The organism is Miniimonas sp. S16, from assembly GCF_057748195.1.
Genome location: NZ_CM173242.1, coordinates 648,458 through 666,455, shown reverse-complemented (window position 1 = coordinate 666,455; position 17,998 = coordinate 648,458). Strand labels below are relative to the sequence as shown.

The window sequence follows — 17,998 nt, the reverse complement described above, 5'->3', positions numbered from 1 at the left end:
GTCCCGCCGGCTATCGAAGAGGGTTGTCGAGCTGGGAGAGCCGCAGCAGATGACAAGACGATCCGGTGGGGCAGGCGAGAAACACCGTGAAGGCGACCTCGTGCTCACTGGTGACGGGCTGGCCCTGCCACAGGCCGGAACGGTGCCGAATGCCCTCGACCGTGATCGCGGTCGCACCGTCTGGGAGCTGGCCTGGCCGGGCCTGCGTCACGGCGTCAGCCCAGGCATCCGGGACGAACAGGCTGGTGACGTCGAGGTACTGGAGCGTGGCCCACCTGCGCAGCTCTATCCACGCTTCCCGCGAGGGCAGGTAGCCCGAGATGTCGGAGGCCAGTCCGGCCTGCTCGTGCCCGCTCGGATCGCCCACCGCCAACACGACGGAGGTGTAGTCCAGCGGCATCAGGCCCGACCCGGTGTCCCACGCGAACAGCGCCTCCGCGACGTTGCGGGCGAACCGCTCCGGGTCGCGGGTCGTTGGGATCGTGGGCAGCGTGTCCGGAACCTGGTGAGGATCACCTGGCGAGGCAGACGATGACGGCGCTGGCGCGTCGGGCGGTGCCTGGGTGCGCGGGCCGGAGAGAAGGCCGTAGACGCCGACCCCGGTGAGGATCACGAGCAGCGCGGCGGAGACGGCGATCACGATCAGTCGCCGGCGGGAAAGGGTATCTGTCGGACTCATGCCGAGCAGGTGCGCCTGCCCGACCAGCCTGTGTGGACGCTGCTAGGAGTCTAGCGCGCGCAGGTGTCGCACCGGCTCCACAGCGCCGTCGCCGTCTTCGGCCGTCTGTTGGCGGGCGCGGGCGGCGTCGAGCGCGGCGGCGAACTCGCTGGTGCCGTCCGCGATCATCAGGAACATTTCCACTTCACCGGCAGCCAGGGCATCGGCGAGGGTATCGGGGTCGTAGTGAGTCCACCATCCGTCCAACTCGCTCCAGATCACGACGAAGGAGCGGGTCGTCCACACCGGGGTTGCCGCCACCGCAGGGGTGCGTCGTTTCGTCTTCGAGCCCGCCTGCTTGGCGCGGGCGAGTGCTTCTTGCGCCATCGCCTCCAAGTCCACCGCACCCGGTGCGTCGGCCAGGAGTTCGCGGACGCGGGTGAAGACCGGATGCACGGGGCCACCGGCCTCGATGTCTGCCAGGCCTTGCGCGATCTCAGCGCGCGCCTCGGCGGGCAGGTCTTCGCGCATCGCGGCCTGCTGGACGTACTCGATCTTGTCGAGCGTCTTGTACGAGCCGGCACCGGGGATCATCGCTGCTGCCTGTTGACGGGTTTCGCCCGACGGCGTGGACGGTGCCGGAAACTTTCCGCCACCGTTGCCGTCGGCCGGTTCGCCCGTCGCTCCGGGCTGGTAGCCGCTGCTGAACCGGGTGGCGGCCTGCCGTGCGGCGGCGTCCTCGGCAAGCAACTCCTTCAGCTCCCGGTAGAGCGTGGTGGCTTCCAGCGGGGTCAGCGGCTTGTGGAGCACGTTGTCGTCCTGCTCGGCCAACAGGTGCCCGAGCCGATCCGAGATACCGGACCGCACCCACACGTTGACGGTGCGCCAGCCGAGTTGCTGGATCGCGGCCAGCCGGCGCCGCCCGCACACCAGCACCCCGTCAGGGGTGATCGTCGGGGGTTGCAGCAGGCCGTCGCGGGGTGATGGACGCCGCCAGCGCATCGAGGTCGCCCAAGTCGGTGCGATGCCGGTGGCCAATGACGATGGAGTCGACCGATCGTTTGAGCTCGATCCGCCCATCGCCGCTCATGATCGTCCACTCCCTGGAGCGGCGAGGGCGACGGTGAGCACTAGGTCGTCATCATGCAACAGGACCGGTAGCGTTTCGCCGATCAGCAGGCGCAGCAAGATGCCCCGGCCTGCCGTGGTCGCGGACATGCCAGGAGCTTGGTTGCCCAGCAGAGTCTTCAGCAGCGCTGACCATGCCTCGCCGTCGAGGTCGAGCAGGGCTTGGGCGTGCCGGTCGCGGCGCAGTACCTCGAACGCGGACTGCCGTGATCCCGCCCGTGCAAGCGCTTGGCAGACATGCTCGACCCCGGCCCGCGCGGCAGCGGCAGGCCAGCCGAGCAGCGTCATGAACGCGATCGCGTCCTCCACGGCCGAGACCGCCGACGTGTGGCCTTCAGCACTGTGTTCGTCGTCGGGCGTCGTGTCGGTGGTGTGGAAAGCGGAGTGGTAGTCATCGAGCGGGTTGTCGCGCTCCGAAAGGCGCTCGGCGTCATGGAAGACCGAGACGTGCGGGCGTCGGGCCTGGTGCACCGAGCAGAGCAGGCCCTGGGCGCGTTCCTCAAAGATGCAGGTAATCCGGACGGCGTGCGTCACCACACCCCAGGGATCGACGGCCTCCCGCGCCGAACGGGTGCGCATCACATCGAACGCGGCGGTCGCGGCCTCCCACGGATCAAGGCCGTGCTTCCTGGCCAGGGCCTCGTACTTCTCCGCAGCGAAGGCCATCAGACGTGCCGCGACGGGATCAGTGCGCCACGCATCCGGCCCCGCTTCGTGGAGCCGTCGCAACAAGGCGCGCAGTCCCTCGCCCGTGGTGAAGTCCTCTGTGCCGCCCTCGTCGGCGGTCATCGTGCGTGTGGTCATCTCGGCACCTCCTGGCAAGCAGGTGCGCATCGCCTCCCAAACTGGGGCGATACCGATGACGAACGTGATGGTGTGCATGATGGATCACCCCCGATCAGGTCCTTTCCAGGCCACGCTGCTCAACGGCGGGCTCGCCTCGCCCGAAGGCAGACAACGGGGCAAGCCGCCGCACGCGCGAAGCCGACGCCTTGGCCCCGGCGACGATCCCCGACCGGGCGCGCTGCGCGAGTCCGGTCTGGAAGTCGATGCCGCTGCGCGCCAACGCTCCACTCGCCCGCGAAAGCAAGTCGGAAGGGCGCACCCAGTCCACCCCCCGCGCCGGCCGCTCAACCTCCAACTCCTTCGTGTCCCTGCTCCCACGGTCGACATCGGCGGCCTGCACCGCCTCCGGCGCGGAGGCTCCGCCCTCAGCGGTCAGATCGCGGCGTGGAGCGGCCGGAGGCTCGGGGTCCGGCGTGGTGTGCTGGTCAATGGTCATCGTTCTCTCCTGTCTTCGGGAATCTCAGAAGCGTCGGTGGCAAACCAACGCCCCACGGTGGACGGATGCACCGTCAACTCTTGGGGGATGCGCTTGTTCGACCACCCCTCGCCCCGCAGCCGTGCCGCCTCCGCCCGCTGCGAGACCCGCTCCACAGGCGAGACGGCCCTACGCGCAGACTCCTCGACGCTCGACTCTGCAACCTGCTCGTCAGCCTCACCTGCGGTGTTGAGTGGTAGTAGCTCGGCGATAGCGAGCGGATGCGCAGTAGCCGGTGCGTCTGGTTCCGGCACGGGGCCAGCTCTGGTGGAGCGGATGAGCACGACTGTCAGGTGGGTGCTGGCCAGCAGCACGACCGGAGGCACGGCCGCGACCGACGCGGCGAGTAGCGCGGGGACATCGGCATCCGCTGTCACGATCGCGTGAATCGCGTTCGCAGCGACCGACACCAAGGCTCCGCAGATCAGCAGCGCCCACGGGTACCACGCAGCCCGCCGACCATCCAGCGCGACGACTGCGACCGTGGACACCACGATCAGACCGTCCACCAGCAGCGGCCATATCCATGCCTGTCCGGACGAGATGCCCGAGCGACGCGCCAGATCAGCCAACGCCGTGAACGACAACCAGAACGCTCCGGCAGCGATCAGCACAGTTCCAGACGCCGCCGAGACCACGGCCCAACGGCTACCACCCGCTCCAACAAGTCTGGTCACGGCAGCCCCCGCACTATCGCGGCCGGCGAGTCTGCGACCGAGACCGCGAACTCCTCCGTATCGACGGCCGCAATGCCCGAACTGACATGGCCATCGTTGACGGTGCGGTAGGCCGACCGGACCGTCCGTGCGGCTTCGCGCTCACCGAGGCCAGCACTCATCGCCGCGCGGGTCAGCACATCAAACGCCTCCGCCTGCCCGACCCCCCGTTCGGCCAACTTGCACGCGCCCCAGAACAAACCATGATTACGTTCGTTCTCCGGCCGACGCGCCACCCACTCGGCGATCCGCCGCACGTCCAACTCACCGTTGCCTCGATAGGAACGTGGGCGCGGGGGCCGGGGCGGATCGAGAAAGTCCCGCAGCATCGTCGCATCTAGCGCCTTGCCCGGCGCCTCGCTGACAGCGGTCATCTGGTACAGCGTCAACTCGCCGTTGACAGCCCGGCGTGAAGGTGGCGCGATGATGTAGCCACCGTCACCTCGGAAGTCGATCCCGGCCAGGCCCGCCTGCCACGACCGTTGCTCGGCACTTTGGTGAGTCGGGTAGTAGGCGTGCAGCCCGCCCGAGGGCGACCGGACGATCACCTCCCACCCCGAGAGAAGGCCCGCCTCCTTGGCTCGGCGGCAGGCCGCGAATCCGTTGACGCCATGAACATCGACATCCACCACGACCACCCCAGATGGCCGACCGGTCGGGACGCCGATGTTCGCCTGCGGGAACCGTCGCCACCACTGACGCACCTGAGCGAGATTCGTGGTTGCGTCGTGGAACCCGTGCTCGGTGATCGGATGCTTGCCGCCTGGCGCGCACGGGAACACCGGAACACCGGCCCCCGCGAATCCGGCGGCAGCCACCGAGAGCGGCGTCGCCAGGCCCATCTCGTTGATCGCCGCCGTCAAGCGGCCCGGGCCAGACATCACAGCCCCCGACCCGCAAACACGGTCACGGGCTCGATCTCGGGCTCGACCACCGGCACGCTCGGCACCGTGGGCCGCTCGCGTCCCGCATCCGTCCCAGGTGCCACCCGATCAGACAGCTCCCGGCTGAGGCCGGGTGGAGCGCCGTTGGCGACCTGGAAGGTGTCGAGCTGGTCGAGGATGCCCAACGCGGTCTTGCGCACCCGCTCCCCGGTGGCCTTGATGACCTCCGCCGGTTCGGTGTCCTTGACCGAGGACGCCCACCCCGCCACATACGGGATCGTGTAACCGCTGGTGTCCAGGCCGTGCGCGGCACCGATCATCAACGCGACCGATTCGGCCTCCACTTCCCGGATGCCGCGGTGCTGCCGGGCTTCCTCATCGGTCGTGTCGTGCATCAGCACATGTGCCAGCTCATGCACCAGCGTGGCCACCTGGTTCACCTCGGTCACGTCGGTTCGCACCGACACCTGCCGCGTCGTGTAGTCCGTCAGGCCGTCTGCGCCGCCGATCTGCCCGGCATCCGGCACCCGCACGACCTCGAACCCCAGCGCCTCAACCTGGGCCGCCAGGCCGTCCCACAGCCCGGCCGGTGCTTCGCCGTCCAGCAGCTTCGGCGCGGGAGTCTCGGGGATCGGATCACCCTCGGTCTGCGTCACGTCCCACACGTAGGCGGGCCGGGCGCCTACCATTCGGGTGCGCACGACCTCGTTGACCTTGTGCTTCTCCCGTGGCCCCAACCTGTGCCACGACGACGGATCAGCCGGGTTGGATGAGGCGAACCGGCCGGTCACCGGGGCAAAGATCATGTAGCCCTGCTGGCCCTTCTGCACCTGACGGCCGAGCTGCTGCCACTGCCGGTACCCGGCCACATGAGACGGCACCGGGTTCGGCACCTTGCCGGCCTCGAACGCTGCCTCGTGCTGGACCCAGATCAGCAGCGTGTTGTTGAACGAGCGCGACCGGAACCGGGCCGCGAACTCCAACGCCCGCACCCAGTCTTCGGCGGAAACCAGCGCCTCCACGGTGGTAGCGAGTGTGTCGTGGAGGTATTCGAGTTTTGCTTCGCGGGCGGCACGCCCCTCGTCGTTGGTCACCATGATTTGCGTCCTTCAGCCGGCGCTGCCTCCGGGATGGAGGCGGTGTCCGGAAGGTGCGCCAAGGCAACCCGGAGGGGACGGTCAGCAACACAGAGAAGGGGTGCCGAGAGTCGTGGCGGCAGGGAACCTGGCGTCATCCCTGCCTATCCGACGCGTGGACCAGGCGGCGAGACGGCGGGCGTCACATTGGCGCGATACCGACGCTACGCGTCGTGATCCCGACCACGCACCATCTGCCGGTACCCTTCGGGTGTCATTCCCGTTGACATCGCGAACACTGACCGAGCGTGGCTCCGGCTCCGCCAACCTACGGCTCTGCTCATTTCGCCGACTGTCATCTCGGTGTCACGAAGCATTCGGGCCATCTCCTTGGTGCGCAACAGGCCCAGGAAGGTGATCGGGGACACGCCCAGCGACTCGGCGAACACTCGCTGTAGTTGCCGCACCGATAGATGTGCCGTCGTGGCCATCTCCGCGACGAGCCAACGGTGGGCTAGATCACACTGGATGGCGTTGCGGACCTGTAGCACCTCGCTGCGCACGGGCCGCGTGGCGGTGCGACGGGCCACCATCGCTGCGATCCCGTGTGTCAGGGTTCGTAGCGACGGCGCCGGGCTCCACGGCAACAACTGCCCGAGCAGGTGCAAGACCTCGGCAAAGGCGGCCTGCATCCGATGGAACTCTCTCATTGTCTGCGCCCGCTCGATCTCATCGATTCTCGCGGCGAAGGTGGCTGCCAGCGGGCCGTTCAGACGGATCATGATTGCGCCCGTTCCGAACGCGCGTTGCATCACGGTCTCGGCTGCCGTCCGGTCCTGCAACACATCGGCGTAGCGCCAGTACACCTGATCCATTACGTAGTCTTTGTCGGCAAAGATTGTCGAGGTCGTTGCCGTCCCGTCCGGCGCTCCACCGATAGCAAAGCCTGAGCCCACCAGCATCAGATCGCCCATGCGGAACCGACGCTCGCCCCAGTCACCGGTGATAGTCCCTGAGCCCTCGCGGGCTAGCAGGAACTTCACACAGTCATATACCTCCGGCGCTACAGGGTGCGCGTAGTGGCCGGTCTCGACGCGCACCGGCCACCGAACCACGCCGCTCGCTGCGCTGTCGATCTCACCGCTGCTGGCCCCATGGCTCATCCCCAGCGAGCTCACTCTTCGAAGGTTCCGGAAGCTAACGCACCAGCTTCGTCGCGCGGATGATCGCTGAGTGCATGTCATCGGCGACTTGGTGGGTGAACTCGACGGTAGGGTCGGTGAATCCGGCTGCGGCGAGGCCCTGAAGGTATTCACTCTTGGAGAGCGCGCCGGCGATGCACCCCACGTATGAACCGCGCTCGGCTCGTTCGGCCGGGGTGAGATGGTCTTCGGCGACGACATCGGAGATGCCGATTCTTCCGCCGGGAGCGAGCACACGGAACATCTCCGCCAGGGCGGCCGGCTTGTCTGTGGACAGGTTGATGACGCAGTTGGAGATCACGACGTCGACTGCGCCGTCGGGTAGGGGTACATCCTCAATAGTGCCTTTGAGGAACTCGACGTTGGTCGCTCCGGCGTTCGCGGCGTTGGTGCGTGCCAGGTCGAGTATCTCGTCGGTCATGTCAACGCCGTAGGCGAATCCGGACTGGCCGACACGGCGTGCGGAGAGCAGGACATCGATTCCGCCCCCGGAACCGAGGTCTAGGACGCGCTCGCCCTCGCACAGCGCTGCGACCGTGGTTGGGTTGCCACATCCCAGACTCGCCTCGATCGCCTCCAGCGGCAACTCGGCAGCCTCCGTCGCGTCGTAGAGCCCGGCCCCGAAGCCACCGATGTCAGCGCTGGGATTGCCGCAGCAAGAAGCGGGTGAGCAGCAGGTACTGTCCGCCAGCAGGTCGGTGTTGTGAGCGCCGGCGCGGACTGCCGTTGCGGCTTGCGCGTAGCGGAGGCGTACCTGCTCACGGACAGCGTGACCGGCGTCCCGGTCCGAGGCGGTGGAGAGCTGGCGAAGTTGGTTCACACCCACGGGAGGGGTGTCGCTGTAGGGCACGACGGCGACCCGGCCGGTCTGCGCCTGGGCCTCTCGCAGAGGTGTTTGTTCGGCGTTGATCCGTTCGGCCAGCAGGGGGCTGGTGGTGTCGGTCGGGGTGAGGGAGCGGTTGACGATCCATCCCCAGGTGGTGATGTTGGCTCGGGTGAGGTCGGCGGCCAGGCCGGTGGCTTCGAGGACGGGGGTGGTCTCGGGCAGCGTGACGACGATGACGCTGGTGTTGTCGGGGTCCTGGAGTCGGGCCAGTGGCGTGAGCCCTGCCTGCTCGGGCAGGTTGCGGACGACCTCGCGGTGGTAGGAGCCGGTGGCGTCCATGAGGAGCAGGGTGTGCCCGGTGGGGGCGGTGTCCATGACCACGAACCGGTGGGCGGATTGCTCGACGGCGGCGGCGAAGGCCTGGAAGACGGCCACCTCTTCGGTGCAGGGCGAGCGCAGGTCCTCGGCGAGGTTGGCCCGACCGTCGGCGTCCAGGCCCGCGCCCTTGGTGTCCATGACGTGGCGCCTATAGTCGGCCACGGCCTGGACGGGATCGATACTGGAGACCTCGAAGGGCGCCGCTTCGCCGACCGTCCAGGCGAGATGCGCGGCCGGGTCGGTGGTGGTCAGCAGCACGTCCTTGCCGCGGTCGGACAAACCGACGGCGATCGCCGCAGCCATCGTCGTCTTCCCGACGCCGCCTTTCCCCACGACCATCACCAAGCCGTGATCCTTGGCCGCCAGCTGCGCGATCGTCGCGGCCAGAGAGTCCGACGAGCCGGCGGGGGCGTTGGCGCGCGGTGCGGCTAACGCCGGGGTGTGGTCCGGGGCCTCGGAGAGCAGCGTGGTGAGGGCGTCGAGGCCCATCACGTCGCGGGAGCGCAGCGGGAGCCGGTCGATCGTCAGCCCGGCGAGGTTGACGGGCATGGCGGCGATGGCGGCAGTCTCCTCGGCGCGGATCGCGTCGGCCAGGACATCGGAGATGGGTTCGCTGGGGAGGATGCCGTTGATGACCAGGTGGGTGGCGTGGACGCCGGCTTCGGCGAGTTCGTCGGCGGTGCGGGACGCCTCGGCCAGCGATGAGGTCTGTGGGCGGGCGACCAGGCCCAGTCTCGTCACGGACGGGTCGGCCAGGGCGGTGAGCGCGTCGGCGTAGGTGGTGCGGGTCTTGTCGAGGCCGGCCATCGGACCGAGGCAGGACGCATCGCCGAGCCCGTCTTCGAGGAAGGAGGTCCATTCGCCGGGGAGCTTGAGCAGCCGGACGGTGTGGCCGGTCGGGGCGGTGTCGAAGACGATGTGGTCGTAGCCTCGCGCGATGTCGTTGCCGGCCAGGAAGGCGGTGAACTCGTTGAACGAGGCGATCTCGGTGGTACAGGACCCGGAGAGCTGCTCGGTGACGTCGGCGAGGTCCTTGACCGAGAGGAAGTCCCGGATCGGGGCGAGTGCGCGTTGGCGGTACTCCTCGGCGGCGGCCTCGGGGTCGATCTCCAGCGCGTCGAGCCCGGCAACGCCGACAATCGGGGTGATCGCGTACCCGACCCGCTGGTCGAAGACCTGGCCGACATTCGAGGCCGGGTCGGTGGAGACCAGCAGGACCCTGTTGCCCCGGCGGGCGAGGTCGACCGCGGCGGCGCAGGCGATGCTCGTCTTCCCGACACCGCCCTTCCCGGTCAGGAACAGGAACCTCGGCAGGTTGTGCAGCAGCTCGATCATCTCCGATCAGCCCTACGCCTGAGAACCGGACTGGATGGTCACCGACTGGTCCGAACCGCAGCATCCCGACGACACCGGGGCCTCGTCGCCACAGCACACCGACGCTGCCGGGGTGGGCGTGGCGCTACCGCAGCACCCGGTCGCCGTGTTCTCGGCGGGCGCCTCGACGCCGGCGATCCGGGCCAGCTCGGCGCGGGAGGGGTAGCGTCCGGTGGCAACCGTCACGTCGTCAGCCACGATCAGCGGCAGCCCGGACGCGCCGACCTTCTGCACGAACGCCCGCGCGACGGCGCTGTCAGCGAACGCGGCGGGGTCCTGGGCCAGGTTCGCCCGGCGCACCGACACACCTTGCCGGGTAAGCCAGTCGAGGTCGGCGGTGAAGTCGACCAGCGCCTGGTCGGGGTCGGGGCCACACACCCCGGTGTTGCAGCACAACGGGCCTTCGAAGACCTGGATCATGAGGACGCCTCTCTCGGATTGATGTTCGTCAATATGAAGACTAGGGCTCATATCGACGTCTGTCAATCTGAGGTGGTAAGCTGGCGCGCATGGTTCAGCACCTCCCGATCATCGACTGCGCCCCACAGGGCGCGTCGGCGCTCGCCGACGAGGAGGCCGAGCGGGTCGCCGCCACCTTCAAGGCACTCTCCGATCCGGTCCGGGTCAAGCTGCTGCATCACATCTCGGCGAACTGCTGCTCCAGCGTGTGCGCCTGTCACATGCCCGACAGTCTTGGCATCAGCCAGCCAACCCTCTCCTACCATCTGGCCCGGCTGGTCAAGGCCGGGCTCATCAGCCGGGAGATGCGCCACAAGTGGGCGCACTACCACGCCACGCCGCAGGGCCTGGCGACCGTGCGAGCGTTCCTCGCCGGACTGCCGGACCCGGACAACTGCTCGGCGGACCCGTCGATCACCTGCTGACCCACCAGGCCCACGACAACCCTCCCGACCGACTCCGCCTCGAAAGCCGCGACGCCGCGGGGGCCAGCCTGCCCGTGGCGTCCGAACAGCACCCGCCGCCGCTCCCGGGTTGCATCTTGCTTCGATCTCCTTCAATATAGATACATGTCGATGCAAGATGTGGAACTAGTGATCGTCGGGTCCGGCCCAGCCGGATACACCGCAGCTATCTACGCCGCGCGAGCAGGCCTCGCGCCGGTCGTCCTGGCTGGATCGGTGACGGCCGGCGGAGCGCTGATGACGACCACGGAGGTCGAAAACTTCCCCGGATTCACCGACGGCATCCAAGGCCCCGAGCTGATGGAAGCGATGCGCGCCCAGGCAGAGCGCTTCGGCGCCCGCATCATCTATGACGACGCGACCTGTCTTGCACTCACCGAATCCACGAAGGTCATCGAGACCAGCAGCAGCGGAACCTTCCAGGCGCGCGCCGTGATTCTGGCGATGGGGTCCGCATATCGCAAGCTCGGTCTCCCTGAGGAAGCGCGACTCTCGGGACATGGCCTGTCATGGTGCGCGACCTGCGACGGCTTCTTCTTCCGTGACCGGGAAATCGCGGTCATCGGCGGTGGCGATTCCGCAATGGAAGAAGCACTGTTCTTGACGCGCTTCGCTGCCAAGGTCACGCTCGTCCACCGGCGCGGCGAGTTCCGGGCGTCCCGGATCATGGCCGAGCGGGCATTGGCCGACCCCAAGATCGATGTCGTATGGAACAGCGAGGTGGCCGCGATCCTCGGCGAGGCGAACGTCACCGGTCTGCGCCTGCGCGACACGGTCACAGGCACCGAAAGAGTGCTGGATGTGGCGGGCACTTTCGTCGCAATCGGGCACGACCCGCGCTCCGAGCTTGTCGCCGACCAGGTGTCCACCGACGCCGAGGGGTACGTCATCGTGGCCCATCCAACGACACGCACCAACGTGGCCGGCGTGTTCGCCGCCGGTGACCTGGTGGATCACAACTACCGGCAGGCGATCACGGCCGCTGGCACCGGCTGCGCCTCTGCCTTGGACGCGCAGCACTATCTGTCGACTCTCGATCTGCCCACCCAGATCGAGAGTCCCACTCTGGAGGTTTCCGCATGAGTATCACCCCCGTCACCGACGCCACGTTTGTCAGCGAAGTGCTCGAATCAGAGCTTCCGGTCGTAGTTGATATCTGGGCTGCGTGGTGTGGCCCATGCAAGGCCATCGCTCCGATCCTGGAGCACTTGGCCGCCGAGTACGCGGGCCGGGTCAAGATCGTCAAGATCGACGCGGACGCCAATCCCGAGACCGTGACCACAGCTGGTGTCACCTCGATCCCCACTCTTTCCTTCTACCGCGACGGCGAGCGGGTCGACATGCTGATCGGCGCGCACCCAAAGCCGTCCATCGCCGCGAAGATCGACGGACTCCTGGCATGACCGCGACCGCAACGGCGTCCACACGCGCCACTCCGAAGCGCCTGTCCGCCCTCGACCGTTGGCTGCCGCTGTGGATCGGACTGGCGATGATCGCAGGCCTCCTACTCGGTCGTCTCGTCCCCGCCGTCTCCGATGTGCTCGCTCGCCTGGAGGTGGGAGGCATCTCGGTACCGATCGGGCTGGGGCTGCTCGTGATGATGTACCCCGTGCTCGCAAAGGTCCGCTACGACAAGATCGCGGCCGTCACGGGCGACAAGCGCCTCCTCGTCTCATCCCTGGTGCTGAACTGGATCCTCGGCCCGGCAGTCATGTTCGCCCTCGCCTGGCTGTTCCTGCCTGATCTGCCGGAGTACCGAACGGGGCTCATCATCGTGGGACTGGCCCGCTGCATCGCGATGGTCGTGATCTGGAACGACCTGGCCTGCGGCGACCGAGAGGCCACCGCCGTGCTGGTTGCGATCAACTCCATCTTCCAGGTCGTCGCGTTCTCGCTGCTCGGCTGGTTCTACCTCACCGTACTGCCCGGCTGGCTCGGCCTCGATACCCAAGGTCTGGAAGTGTCAGTGGGGCAGATCGCGCTGAACGTCCTGGTCTTCCTTGGCGTCCCGCTCATCGCAGGGTTCGCCTCGCGGTGGATCGGCGAGAAGCGCCGGGGACGCGACTGGTACGAGAACCGATTCCTCCCCAGGGTCGGGCCGTGGGCGCTCTATGGGTTGCTGTTCACCATCGTGCTGCTCTTCGCACTCCAAGGCGAAGCGATCACATCCAGTCCGTTCGATGTCGCCCGGATCGCCCTGCCGCTACTGGTCTACTTCGCGCTGATGTGGTTCGTCGGGCTCTTGCTCGGCGAGGGTCTCGGACTGGGCTATGCCCGCTCCACCACACTGGCGTTCACGGCGGCGGGCAACAACTTCGAACTCGCCATCGCGGTCGCGATCGGCACCTTCGGCGCGGCATCTGGACAGGTTCTCGCAGGGGTCGTCGGCCCGCTTATCGAAGTTCCCGTGCTCGTCGGCCTCGTCTACGTCTCGCTGTGGGCCGCACGCGCCTGGTTCCACACCGACCCCTACGCTCCGGACACCGCTACGGCCGACCTGAGGAGGACACCATGACCGAAACACCCACAACGGTCGAGACGTGCGCACCTGCCGAGGCCCACGCAATCGGCCTCGATGCGGCCACCACCGTGGCCAACGCGCTGAAGGCGCTGGCCGATCCGCTCCGGCTCCGGATGCTCTCGGCCATCGCCACCGACCCGCGCGGCGAGTCCTGCGTCTGCGACCTCGCCGAACTCGCCGACGTCTCCCAACCCACCGTCTCCCACCACCTGAAGGTCCTGAAGGACACCGGCCTGCTCAGCTCCCAACGGCGTGGCACCTGGGTGTACTACCGCATCGTCGCCACCCGACACGCGGCCGTCACGGCCCTCCTGGACGGCTTCGCGTCCACCGTCACCGCCAGCCCCGCCGAGGACCGGCCCGAGTCGCCGCGCGAGGTCGACGCGCACGTCATCGATCGCCTCGCCGAAGAACTGGCCGACGAATACGACACGCTGAGTCGTGACCTGGTGGTGACCATGGTGCGGGAGTCCTACGCCGGCCTCCTCCGGTCCGCGAAGATCGCCCGACACCTGGTGCCGCTCACCGAGCGCTTCGCCCGCCAGCGCCTCACCGACCTCACCCGCGACCGCGAGACGGGTGTGCCGCAGGTGCTGTTCGTGTGCGTACAGAACGCCGGCCGCTCCCAGCTCGCGGCCGCGCTGGTCAACCAGATGGCCGACGGCAAGGTCGTCGCCCGCTCCGCCGGGTCACGACCGGCACCAGACGTCCACCCGCACGTGCGCTCGCTACTCACCCAGATCGAGGGCGAGGACGCCGCCACCGCGCGGTTCCCCAAGCCGCTTACCGACGACGCGGTCCGCGCCGCCGATGTCGTCATCACCATGGGCTGCGGCGACGTGTGCCCGATCATCCCCGGCGTCCGCTACGAGGACTGGGCGGTCGGAGACCCAGCCCTCGCCTCCATCGAAGGCGTCGAAGCCATCCGCGACGACATCTCCGCCCGCGTCCGCACCCTGCTCGACTCCCTCACCACCCACTAACGAAAGAGACTCGACCATGACCGACACCAAGCCGTCCGTGCTGTTCGTCTGCATCCACAACGCCGGCCGTTCCCAGATGGCAGCCGGCTACCTCCGCCACCTCGCCGGCGACCGCATCGAGGTCCGCTCCGCCGGCTCCATGCCCGCCGACCAGATCAACCCCATCGCCGTCGAAGCCATGCGTGAAGAGGGCATCGACATCACCGCAGAGCAGCCCAAGGTGCTCACGCCCGAGGCTGTCCAGGCCTCGGATGTGGTGATCACGATGGGGTGCGGCGACGCCTGCCCCTACTACCCGGGCAAGCGCTACGAGGACTGGAAGCTCGACGACCCCGCCGGGCAGGGCATCGACGCGGTCCGGCCGATCCGCGACGACATCCGCGCCCGTATTGAGGGACTGATCGCCTCTCTCGCCGGCTAGGGATCGTCCGCTCCCGTTGGCGGGCAGCAGCGTGCAAGGAAGTCGCCCAGCACCTCCAGCTGGTCACTGATCCGGCTCGGGTCCGCCCGATACCGCACCTGCTTGCCCGCCCGCGTTGAGGTCACCAGACCCCCCTGCCTCAGGATCGTCAACTGCTCCGAGGCGGTGGACTGCCCGATCCCACACCTCTCAGCGATCTCACCGACCGTCAGTGCCGCGCTGGTGGCGAACTCCTGCATGATCTGCTGTCGCGTCTCGCTGGCCAGCGCCTTCAGGAACGCCTGCGTCTCCGCCAGGAACAACGAACCACTCATGACCTCATCCTAGTCTCATATCGTCATTTCGGGAAACAACGATATGATGCGAGCATGGACACGACCACGACAGACACATTGGTGATCGGCGGCGGGCAGGCCGGCCTAGCCGCCGCTCACCACCTCGGCAGAGCGGGAACTGCGTCGATGATCCTCGACGCCTCCACCTCGCCTGCCGGATCATGGCCTCGGTACTACGACTCGCTGACGCTGTTCTCGCCCGCCCGGTTCTCGCAGCTGCCCGGCCTCCGGTTCCCAGGCGACCTGGATCGGTATCCGCATCGCGATGAGGTCGTGGACTACCTCACCCGCTATGCATCTCGGTTGGACGCGGACATCCGATACCAACGACGAGTCACGTCGCTGACCCAGACAGCGAACGGACTCGCGGCGCGGGGCGACGGGTTCGAAGTGCGAGCGCACCGCGTCATTGTTGCGTCAGGAAGCTTCGACGCTCCTTACACCCCACCGATCCCCGGCATCGACGCTTTCGGCGGGCGCGTTCTGCACGTGGCGCAGTACCGCAGCCCCGGGGAGTTCGCGGGGGCTCGGATCGCGATATTCGGTGCTGGCAACTCCGCAGTACAGATCGCTGCCGAACTTGGGACAGTGGCTCGGGTGAACATGTACTCACGTCACCCGATCCGATGGCAACGACAGCGCATCCTGGGCAAAGACCTCCATTGGTGGCTTGTCCGTACAGGCCTCGACCGAGCAGGAGTTCTCGACTCACTCTTTCCGGTGACGACGCCGGTACTGGACGACGGTCGCTACCGCGCAGCCCTTCGACGCGCAGCGGTCGGATGGAACCCGATGCCCGTTCGCATCCAAGACGGACGACTCGTAGGTGTGGACGGGCGGCGCCGCGAGGCCGATGTGCTGCTCTTCGCCACCGGGTATCGACCGAGCGTTTCGTTTCTCGCAAGCACCCCAGTGCTCGACTCCACGGGTCTACCCCGGCACCGAGCAGGCATCTCTACGACGATGCCCGGACTCGGATTCGTCGGCCTCGAACACCAGCGTTCCTTTGCCTCAGCGACTCTGCGCGGAGTTGGTCGCGATGCCCAGGCCGTTGTCAGCCGCCTCATGCCGCGCCCACACAATGACCACGCAGCATCGACCTGACGGCCAGACTCGCTTGAAGCGGAAGAACACCGTTGCCGAGGGCGGTGATCTGCTGGTTCGGAGTAAGCCCATGGACGGCGTTGCTGACCCAACCATCAGGCAAGCCCATCAGCCACTCAACGAACGCCGGTGACGGTCGCGGCCCGGTGTCGTCGCTCAGGAGCGCGGGTGCTGGGGCTGGCCGTCCGGTGACGTGTTCCCATCGGGCGATGGCGTGGGTGTAGCGTCCCCAACGGTGAAGATGTCCTCGATCAGGTTCCACAGCGTCTCCGCTTCGTCGTTCTTGTTCTGAGAGCCAGTTGGTCCGTTGAGTGCCAGGTCGATGATCTGGTGTGATAGGGCGATTGTTCCGCGCCTCGCCCGTACTTGGTCCAGTGATTCGCCGCCTCGGGTCGAGTCGGTCGCGAGCGGCGTCCGGAACAGAGCGCCAGGCGAGGATGAAGATGCGGAGCCTGGGGTGAGGAGCGCCGACAAGGGATGCCGGTAGGCCGATCCATCGCGCATCCAGCCCGAGGTCGGCCAGATCGCCCAGTACGGCGCTTATGCGAAATTCCACATAAGCGCCGTTATGCCGACCTGGTGGTTATGTGGCTCTTCGGACATCTGGTGGGGATCAGGGGGTGAGTCCGCCGGCGGCGAGGAGCATGCGTAGGCGGTAGTTGGTGCGGTTGCGGTAGCCGCGAGCGAGGCGGCGGTGGAGCTCGATGATGCCGTTCACTGCCTCGGTGGGTCCGTTGTTCGCGCGGCCGGTGGTGAAATAGGCCAGGAACGCCTCGCGCCAGCGCCTGAGGGTCCGCCCGAGGCGGGCGACCTCGGGGATGGGGCAGGTGTGGAAGGAGTCCAGGATCTTCTCCGCCCGGCGACGGCCCTTGGTCGCGTCCTTGTCGCGGTAGGTGGCGCGCAGGTCCTGGGCGCAGCGCCAGGCGACGTACACCTCTTCGTGGGCGGGGTCGGCCTCGACCGCGGTGGCGAGGCGGTCCAGCTGTTTGTCGGTGAGGTTCTCCGCCCCGGCCCGCAGGATGGTCTGGATGCCGTAGAGGGGGTCACCCTTGCGGCCGCGGTGGCCCAGGGTGGCCTGCTGAACGCGGCGGCGGACCTCGTCCACGACCTGGGTGCCGAGCTTCACGACGTGAAAGGCGTCCAGGACCGCGACGGCGTCGGCGAGCTCCTCATCGATCGCGGCCTTGTAGCCCCCGAACGGATCCAGTGCCGCCACGGCGATGTTCTTGCGGAAGGCGTCTCCGCGGGCGGTGAGCCAGTCGGTGCAGGCCTTCTTTGACCGGCCCGGGACCAGGTCCAGCAGTCGGGCGTGCACCCGTCCCTGCTCGTCGCGGGTGAGGTCGACCATCCCGGTCAGCTCCTTCGGGCCCTTCCTCCTGGGGTCGCCGTGGTGCCAGATGTGCTCATCGACCCCAAGGCTCTTCACGCCCTCGAACCGCTGCTCCTGACCGTCCAGGTGTTCCAGGACGGGCTTGATCCCGCGCCACATCGTCTTCCACGCGATCCCGAGCTGGCGTGCCAGGCCGCTGATCGTGGCGTGCTCACGCCGCAGCTGCTCCATCGCCCAGGCAACGGCCCGGGTCGTGACCGACCCCCGCGCCCGGACCAGGTCGGGGACCTGCTCGGTGAACGTCCCCCGCGCACACGCGGGATCGGGGCAGCGCCAGACCCGCTGCCGCCAGACCAGCACGACACGTGTGCTCCCGTGGGGGACGTCGTGCAGCTGCCGGACCCGCCGGCCCCGGCTCGGCGCGACCACCCCGCAGTCCGGGCAGCCCATCAGCTGCGACGGCGTGGAGACCTCCACGCGCATGTGGCCGTCGGTGCGCTCGACGCCCTCGACATGGACCACACCCTCCAGCCCCAGGAGGAGATCACAGCGCGGGCAGGGGTCAGCTGTGGAAGGCGCGCGCACGCACGCCGTAGCGTTGGTCAACGTCGAGGTCCTCGAGACGAACGGTTGCTTGGTCGCTACCGATCATCGAGGACCTCGACCCCTACCCCGCCCCGATGAAACCCCGACCCGCACTCCCCACCGGATGTCCGAAGAGCCCGTAAAGGGTTGCGTGGAAGGTTGCCGAGGGCGAGTCCGCCCGGACTGGGCGATGATTCCCCACGCTAGCTAGGCTTCATCCCGAGACGAGCGCG

Annotated in this window: 19 protein-coding genes; 7 read left to right on the top strand and 12 right to left on the bottom strand. The window is 67.8% G+C overall.

Features of this window, described 5'->3' with window-relative positions; all coding sequences use genetic code 11:
• Positions 1 to 10 precede the first annotated feature (10 nt).
• The 10 genes from AC3AQ1_RS03020 to arsD form a co-directional block, all read right to left on the bottom strand.
• Positions 11 to 679, bottom strand: coding sequence for a hypothetical protein (locus AC3AQ1_RS03020; protein WP_108717768.1), 669 nt, complete (start codon positions 677 to 679; stop codon positions 11 to 13).
• A 42-nt stretch (positions 680 to 721) separates the two neighbouring features.
• Entirely contained in the window at positions 722 to 1,696 is a 975-nt protein-coding gene (locus AC3AQ1_RS03015) for a ParB N-terminal domain-containing protein (protein WP_370445322.1), read from the bottom strand.
• A 48-nt stretch (positions 1,697 to 1,744) separates the two neighbouring features.
• Positions 1,745 to 2,590 carry a hypothetical protein gene (locus AC3AQ1_RS03010; protein WP_108719935.1) on the bottom strand — a complete coding sequence of 282 codons (846 nt, stop codon included), beginning with the start codon at positions 2,588 to 2,590 and terminating at the stop codon, positions 1,745 to 1,747.
• A 94-nt stretch (positions 2,591 to 2,684) separates the two neighbouring features.
• Positions 2,685 to 3,068 (bottom strand): hypothetical protein, encoded by a 384-nt coding sequence (locus AC3AQ1_RS03005; protein WP_108717767.1) that lies wholly within the window; start codon positions 3,066 to 3,068, stop codon positions 2,685 to 2,687.
• Positions 3,065 to 3,745: a DUF2637 domain-containing protein gene (locus tag AC3AQ1_RS03000; protein WP_108717766.1), complete on the bottom strand. Its 681-nt coding sequence runs from the start codon at positions 3,743 to 3,745 to the stop codon at positions 3,065 to 3,067. Before AC3AQ1_RS03000 ends, AC3AQ1_RS03005 begins: the two co-directional genes overlap by 4 nt.
• Before the next feature lie 35 nt (positions 3,746 to 3,780).
• Complete coding sequence (locus AC3AQ1_RS02995; RefSeq protein ID WP_234417700.1) at positions 3,781 to 4,686, bottom strand: bifunctional DNA primase/polymerase; 906 nt, start codon at positions 4,684 to 4,686, stop codon at positions 3,781 to 3,783.
• Between the two features lie 17 nt (positions 4,687 to 4,703).
• Complete coding sequence (locus tag AC3AQ1_RS02990; protein ID WP_108717765.1) at positions 4,704 to 5,804, bottom strand: ArdC-like ssDNA-binding domain-containing protein; 1,101 nt, start codon at positions 5,802 to 5,804, stop codon at positions 4,704 to 4,706.
• Between the two features lie 203 nt (positions 5,805 to 6,007).
• Positions 6,008 to 6,961 carry a helix-turn-helix domain-containing protein gene (locus AC3AQ1_RS02985; RefSeq protein ID WP_159096356.1) on the bottom strand — a complete coding sequence of 318 codons (954 nt, stop codon included), beginning with the start codon at positions 6,959 to 6,961 and terminating at the stop codon, positions 6,008 to 6,010.
• A 19-nt stretch (positions 6,962 to 6,980) separates the two neighbouring features.
• Entirely contained in the window at positions 6,981 to 9,524 is a 2,544-nt protein-coding gene (arsA, locus tag AC3AQ1_RS02980) for an arsenical pump-driving ATPase (protein WP_159096355.1), read from the bottom strand.
• A 12-nt stretch (positions 9,525 to 9,536) separates the two neighbouring features.
• Positions 9,537 to 9,983 carry an arsenite efflux transporter metallochaperone ArsD gene (gene arsD / locus AC3AQ1_RS02975; protein WP_108717763.1) on the bottom strand — a complete coding sequence of 149 codons (447 nt, stop codon included), beginning with the start codon at positions 9,981 to 9,983 and terminating at the stop codon, positions 9,537 to 9,539.
• An 89-nt stretch (positions 9,984 to 10,072) separates the two neighbouring features.
• Here arsD and AC3AQ1_RS02970 point away from each other — a divergent pair, with 89 nt between their 5' ends.
• The 6 genes from AC3AQ1_RS02970 (at position 10,073) to AC3AQ1_RS02945 (ending at position 14,411) form a co-directional block, all read left to right on the top strand.
• Positions 10,073 to 10,447 (top strand): ArsR/SmtB family transcription factor, encoded by a 375-nt coding sequence (locus AC3AQ1_RS02970; protein ID WP_073185969.1) that lies wholly within the window; start codon positions 10,073 to 10,075, stop codon positions 10,445 to 10,447.
• A 144-nt stretch (positions 10,448 to 10,591) separates the two neighbouring features.
• The gene (gene trxB, locus AC3AQ1_RS02965) at positions 10,592 to 11,569 is read left to right on the top strand and encodes a thioredoxin-disulfide reductase (RefSeq protein WP_108717762.1); all 978 of its coding nucleotides are present in this window, start codon (positions 10,592 to 10,594) and stop codon (positions 11,567 to 11,569) included.
• Positions 11,566 to 11,889: a thioredoxin gene (gene trxA, locus AC3AQ1_RS02960; protein ID WP_108717761.1), complete on the top strand. Its 324-nt coding sequence runs from the start codon at positions 11,566 to 11,568 to the stop codon at positions 11,887 to 11,889. The genes trxB and trxA overlap by 4 nt, the downstream gene beginning before the upstream one ends.
• Positions 11,886 to 13,001 (top strand): ACR3 family arsenite efflux transporter, encoded by a 1,116-nt coding sequence (gene arsB, locus AC3AQ1_RS02955; RefSeq protein ID WP_180359787.1) that lies wholly within the window; start codon positions 11,886 to 11,888, stop codon positions 12,999 to 13,001. Before trxA ends, arsB begins: the two co-directional genes overlap by 4 nt.
• On the top strand, positions 12,998 to 13,990 hold the full coding sequence (locus AC3AQ1_RS02950; RefSeq protein ID WP_108717760.1) for a metalloregulator ArsR/SmtB family transcription factor: 993 nt from the start codon (positions 12,998 to 13,000) through the stop codon (positions 13,988 to 13,990). The genes arsB and AC3AQ1_RS02950 overlap by 4 nt, the downstream gene beginning before the upstream one ends.
• 16 nt (positions 13,991 to 14,006) lie before the next feature.
• Complete coding sequence (locus AC3AQ1_RS02945; RefSeq protein ID WP_108717759.1) at positions 14,007 to 14,411, top strand: arsenate reductase ArsC; 405 nt, start codon at positions 14,007 to 14,009, stop codon at positions 14,409 to 14,411.
• Here the strand turns inward: AC3AQ1_RS02945 and AC3AQ1_RS02940 are convergent.
• Complete coding sequence (locus tag AC3AQ1_RS02940) at positions 14,408 to 14,725, bottom strand: ArsR/SmtB family transcription factor (RefSeq protein WP_108717758.1); 318 nt, start codon at positions 14,723 to 14,725, stop codon at positions 14,408 to 14,410. The two genes, AC3AQ1_RS02945 and AC3AQ1_RS02940, sit on opposite strands and share 4 nt — an antisense overlap.
• A gap of 54 nt (positions 14,726 to 14,779) precedes the next feature.
• Here AC3AQ1_RS02940 and AC3AQ1_RS02935 point away from each other — a divergent pair, with 54 nt between their 5' ends.
• A complete protein-coding gene (locus AC3AQ1_RS02935) occupies positions 14,780 to 15,850 on the top strand; it encodes a flavin-containing monooxygenase (RefSeq protein ID WP_108717757.1) in 1,071 nt (356 codons plus the stop codon).
• A 613-nt stretch (positions 15,851 to 16,463) separates the two neighbouring features.
• On the opposite strand, the gene AC3AQ1_RS02930 is transcribed toward AC3AQ1_RS02935, so the two are convergent.
• The gene (locus AC3AQ1_RS02930) at positions 16,464 to 17,786 is read right to left on the bottom strand and encodes an ISL3 family transposase (RefSeq protein ID WP_108717756.1); all 1,323 of its coding nucleotides are present in this window, start codon (positions 17,784 to 17,786) and stop codon (positions 16,464 to 16,466) included.
• Positions 17,787 to 17,998 lie beyond the last annotated feature (212 nt).

Excerpts from the sequence above, each read along its gene's own strand:
- arsA (WP_159096355.1), bottom strand. The coding sequence starts at position 9,524 with ATGATCGAGCTGCTGCACAACCTGCCGAGGTTCCTGTTCCTGACCGGG.
- AC3AQ1_RS02990 (WP_108717765.1), bottom strand. The coding sequence starts at position 5,804 with ATGGTGACCAACGACGAGGGGCGTGCCGCCCGCGAAGCAAAACTCGAA.
- arsB (WP_180359787.1), top strand. The coding sequence starts at position 11,886 with ATGACCGCGACCGCAACGGCGTCCACACGCGCCACTCCGAAGCGCCTG.
- AC3AQ1_RS03020 (WP_108717768.1), bottom strand. The coding sequence starts at position 679 with ATGAGTCCGACAGATACCCTTTCCCGCCGGCGACTGATCGTGATCGCC.
- AC3AQ1_RS02945 (WP_108717759.1), top strand. The coding sequence starts at position 14,007 with ATGACCGACACCAAGCCGTCCGTGCTGTTCGTCTGCATCCACAACGCC.
- AC3AQ1_RS02940 (WP_108717758.1), bottom strand. The coding sequence starts at position 14,725 with ATGAGTGGTTCGTTGTTCCTGGCGGAGACGCAGGCGTTCCTGAAGGCG.
- AC3AQ1_RS03005 (WP_108717767.1), bottom strand. The coding sequence starts at position 3,068 with ATGACCATTGACCAGCACACCACGCCGGACCCCGAGCCTCCGGCCGCT.
- arsD (WP_108717763.1), bottom strand. The coding sequence starts at position 9,983 with ATGATCCAGGTCTTCGAAGGCCCGTTGTGCTGCAACACCGGGGTGTGT.
- AC3AQ1_RS02950 (WP_108717760.1), top strand. The coding sequence starts at position 12,998 with ATGACCGAAACACCCACAACGGTCGAGACGTGCGCACCTGCCGAGGCC.
- AC3AQ1_RS03010 (WP_108719935.1), bottom strand. The coding sequence starts at position 2,590 with ATGACCACACGCACGATGACCGCCGACGAGGGCGGCACAGAGGACTTC.
- trxA (WP_108717761.1), top strand. The coding sequence starts at position 11,566 with ATGAGTATCACCCCCGTCACCGACGCCACGTTTGTCAGCGAAGTGCTC.
- AC3AQ1_RS02970 (WP_073185969.1), top strand. The coding sequence starts at position 10,073 with ATGGTTCAGCACCTCCCGATCATCGACTGCGCCCCACAGGGCGCGTCG.
- trxB (WP_108717762.1), top strand. The coding sequence starts at position 10,592 with ATGTCGATGCAAGATGTGGAACTAGTGATCGTCGGGTCCGGCCCAGCC.
- AC3AQ1_RS02935 (WP_108717757.1), top strand. The coding sequence starts at position 14,780 with ATGGACACGACCACGACAGACACATTGGTGATCGGCGGCGGGCAGGCC.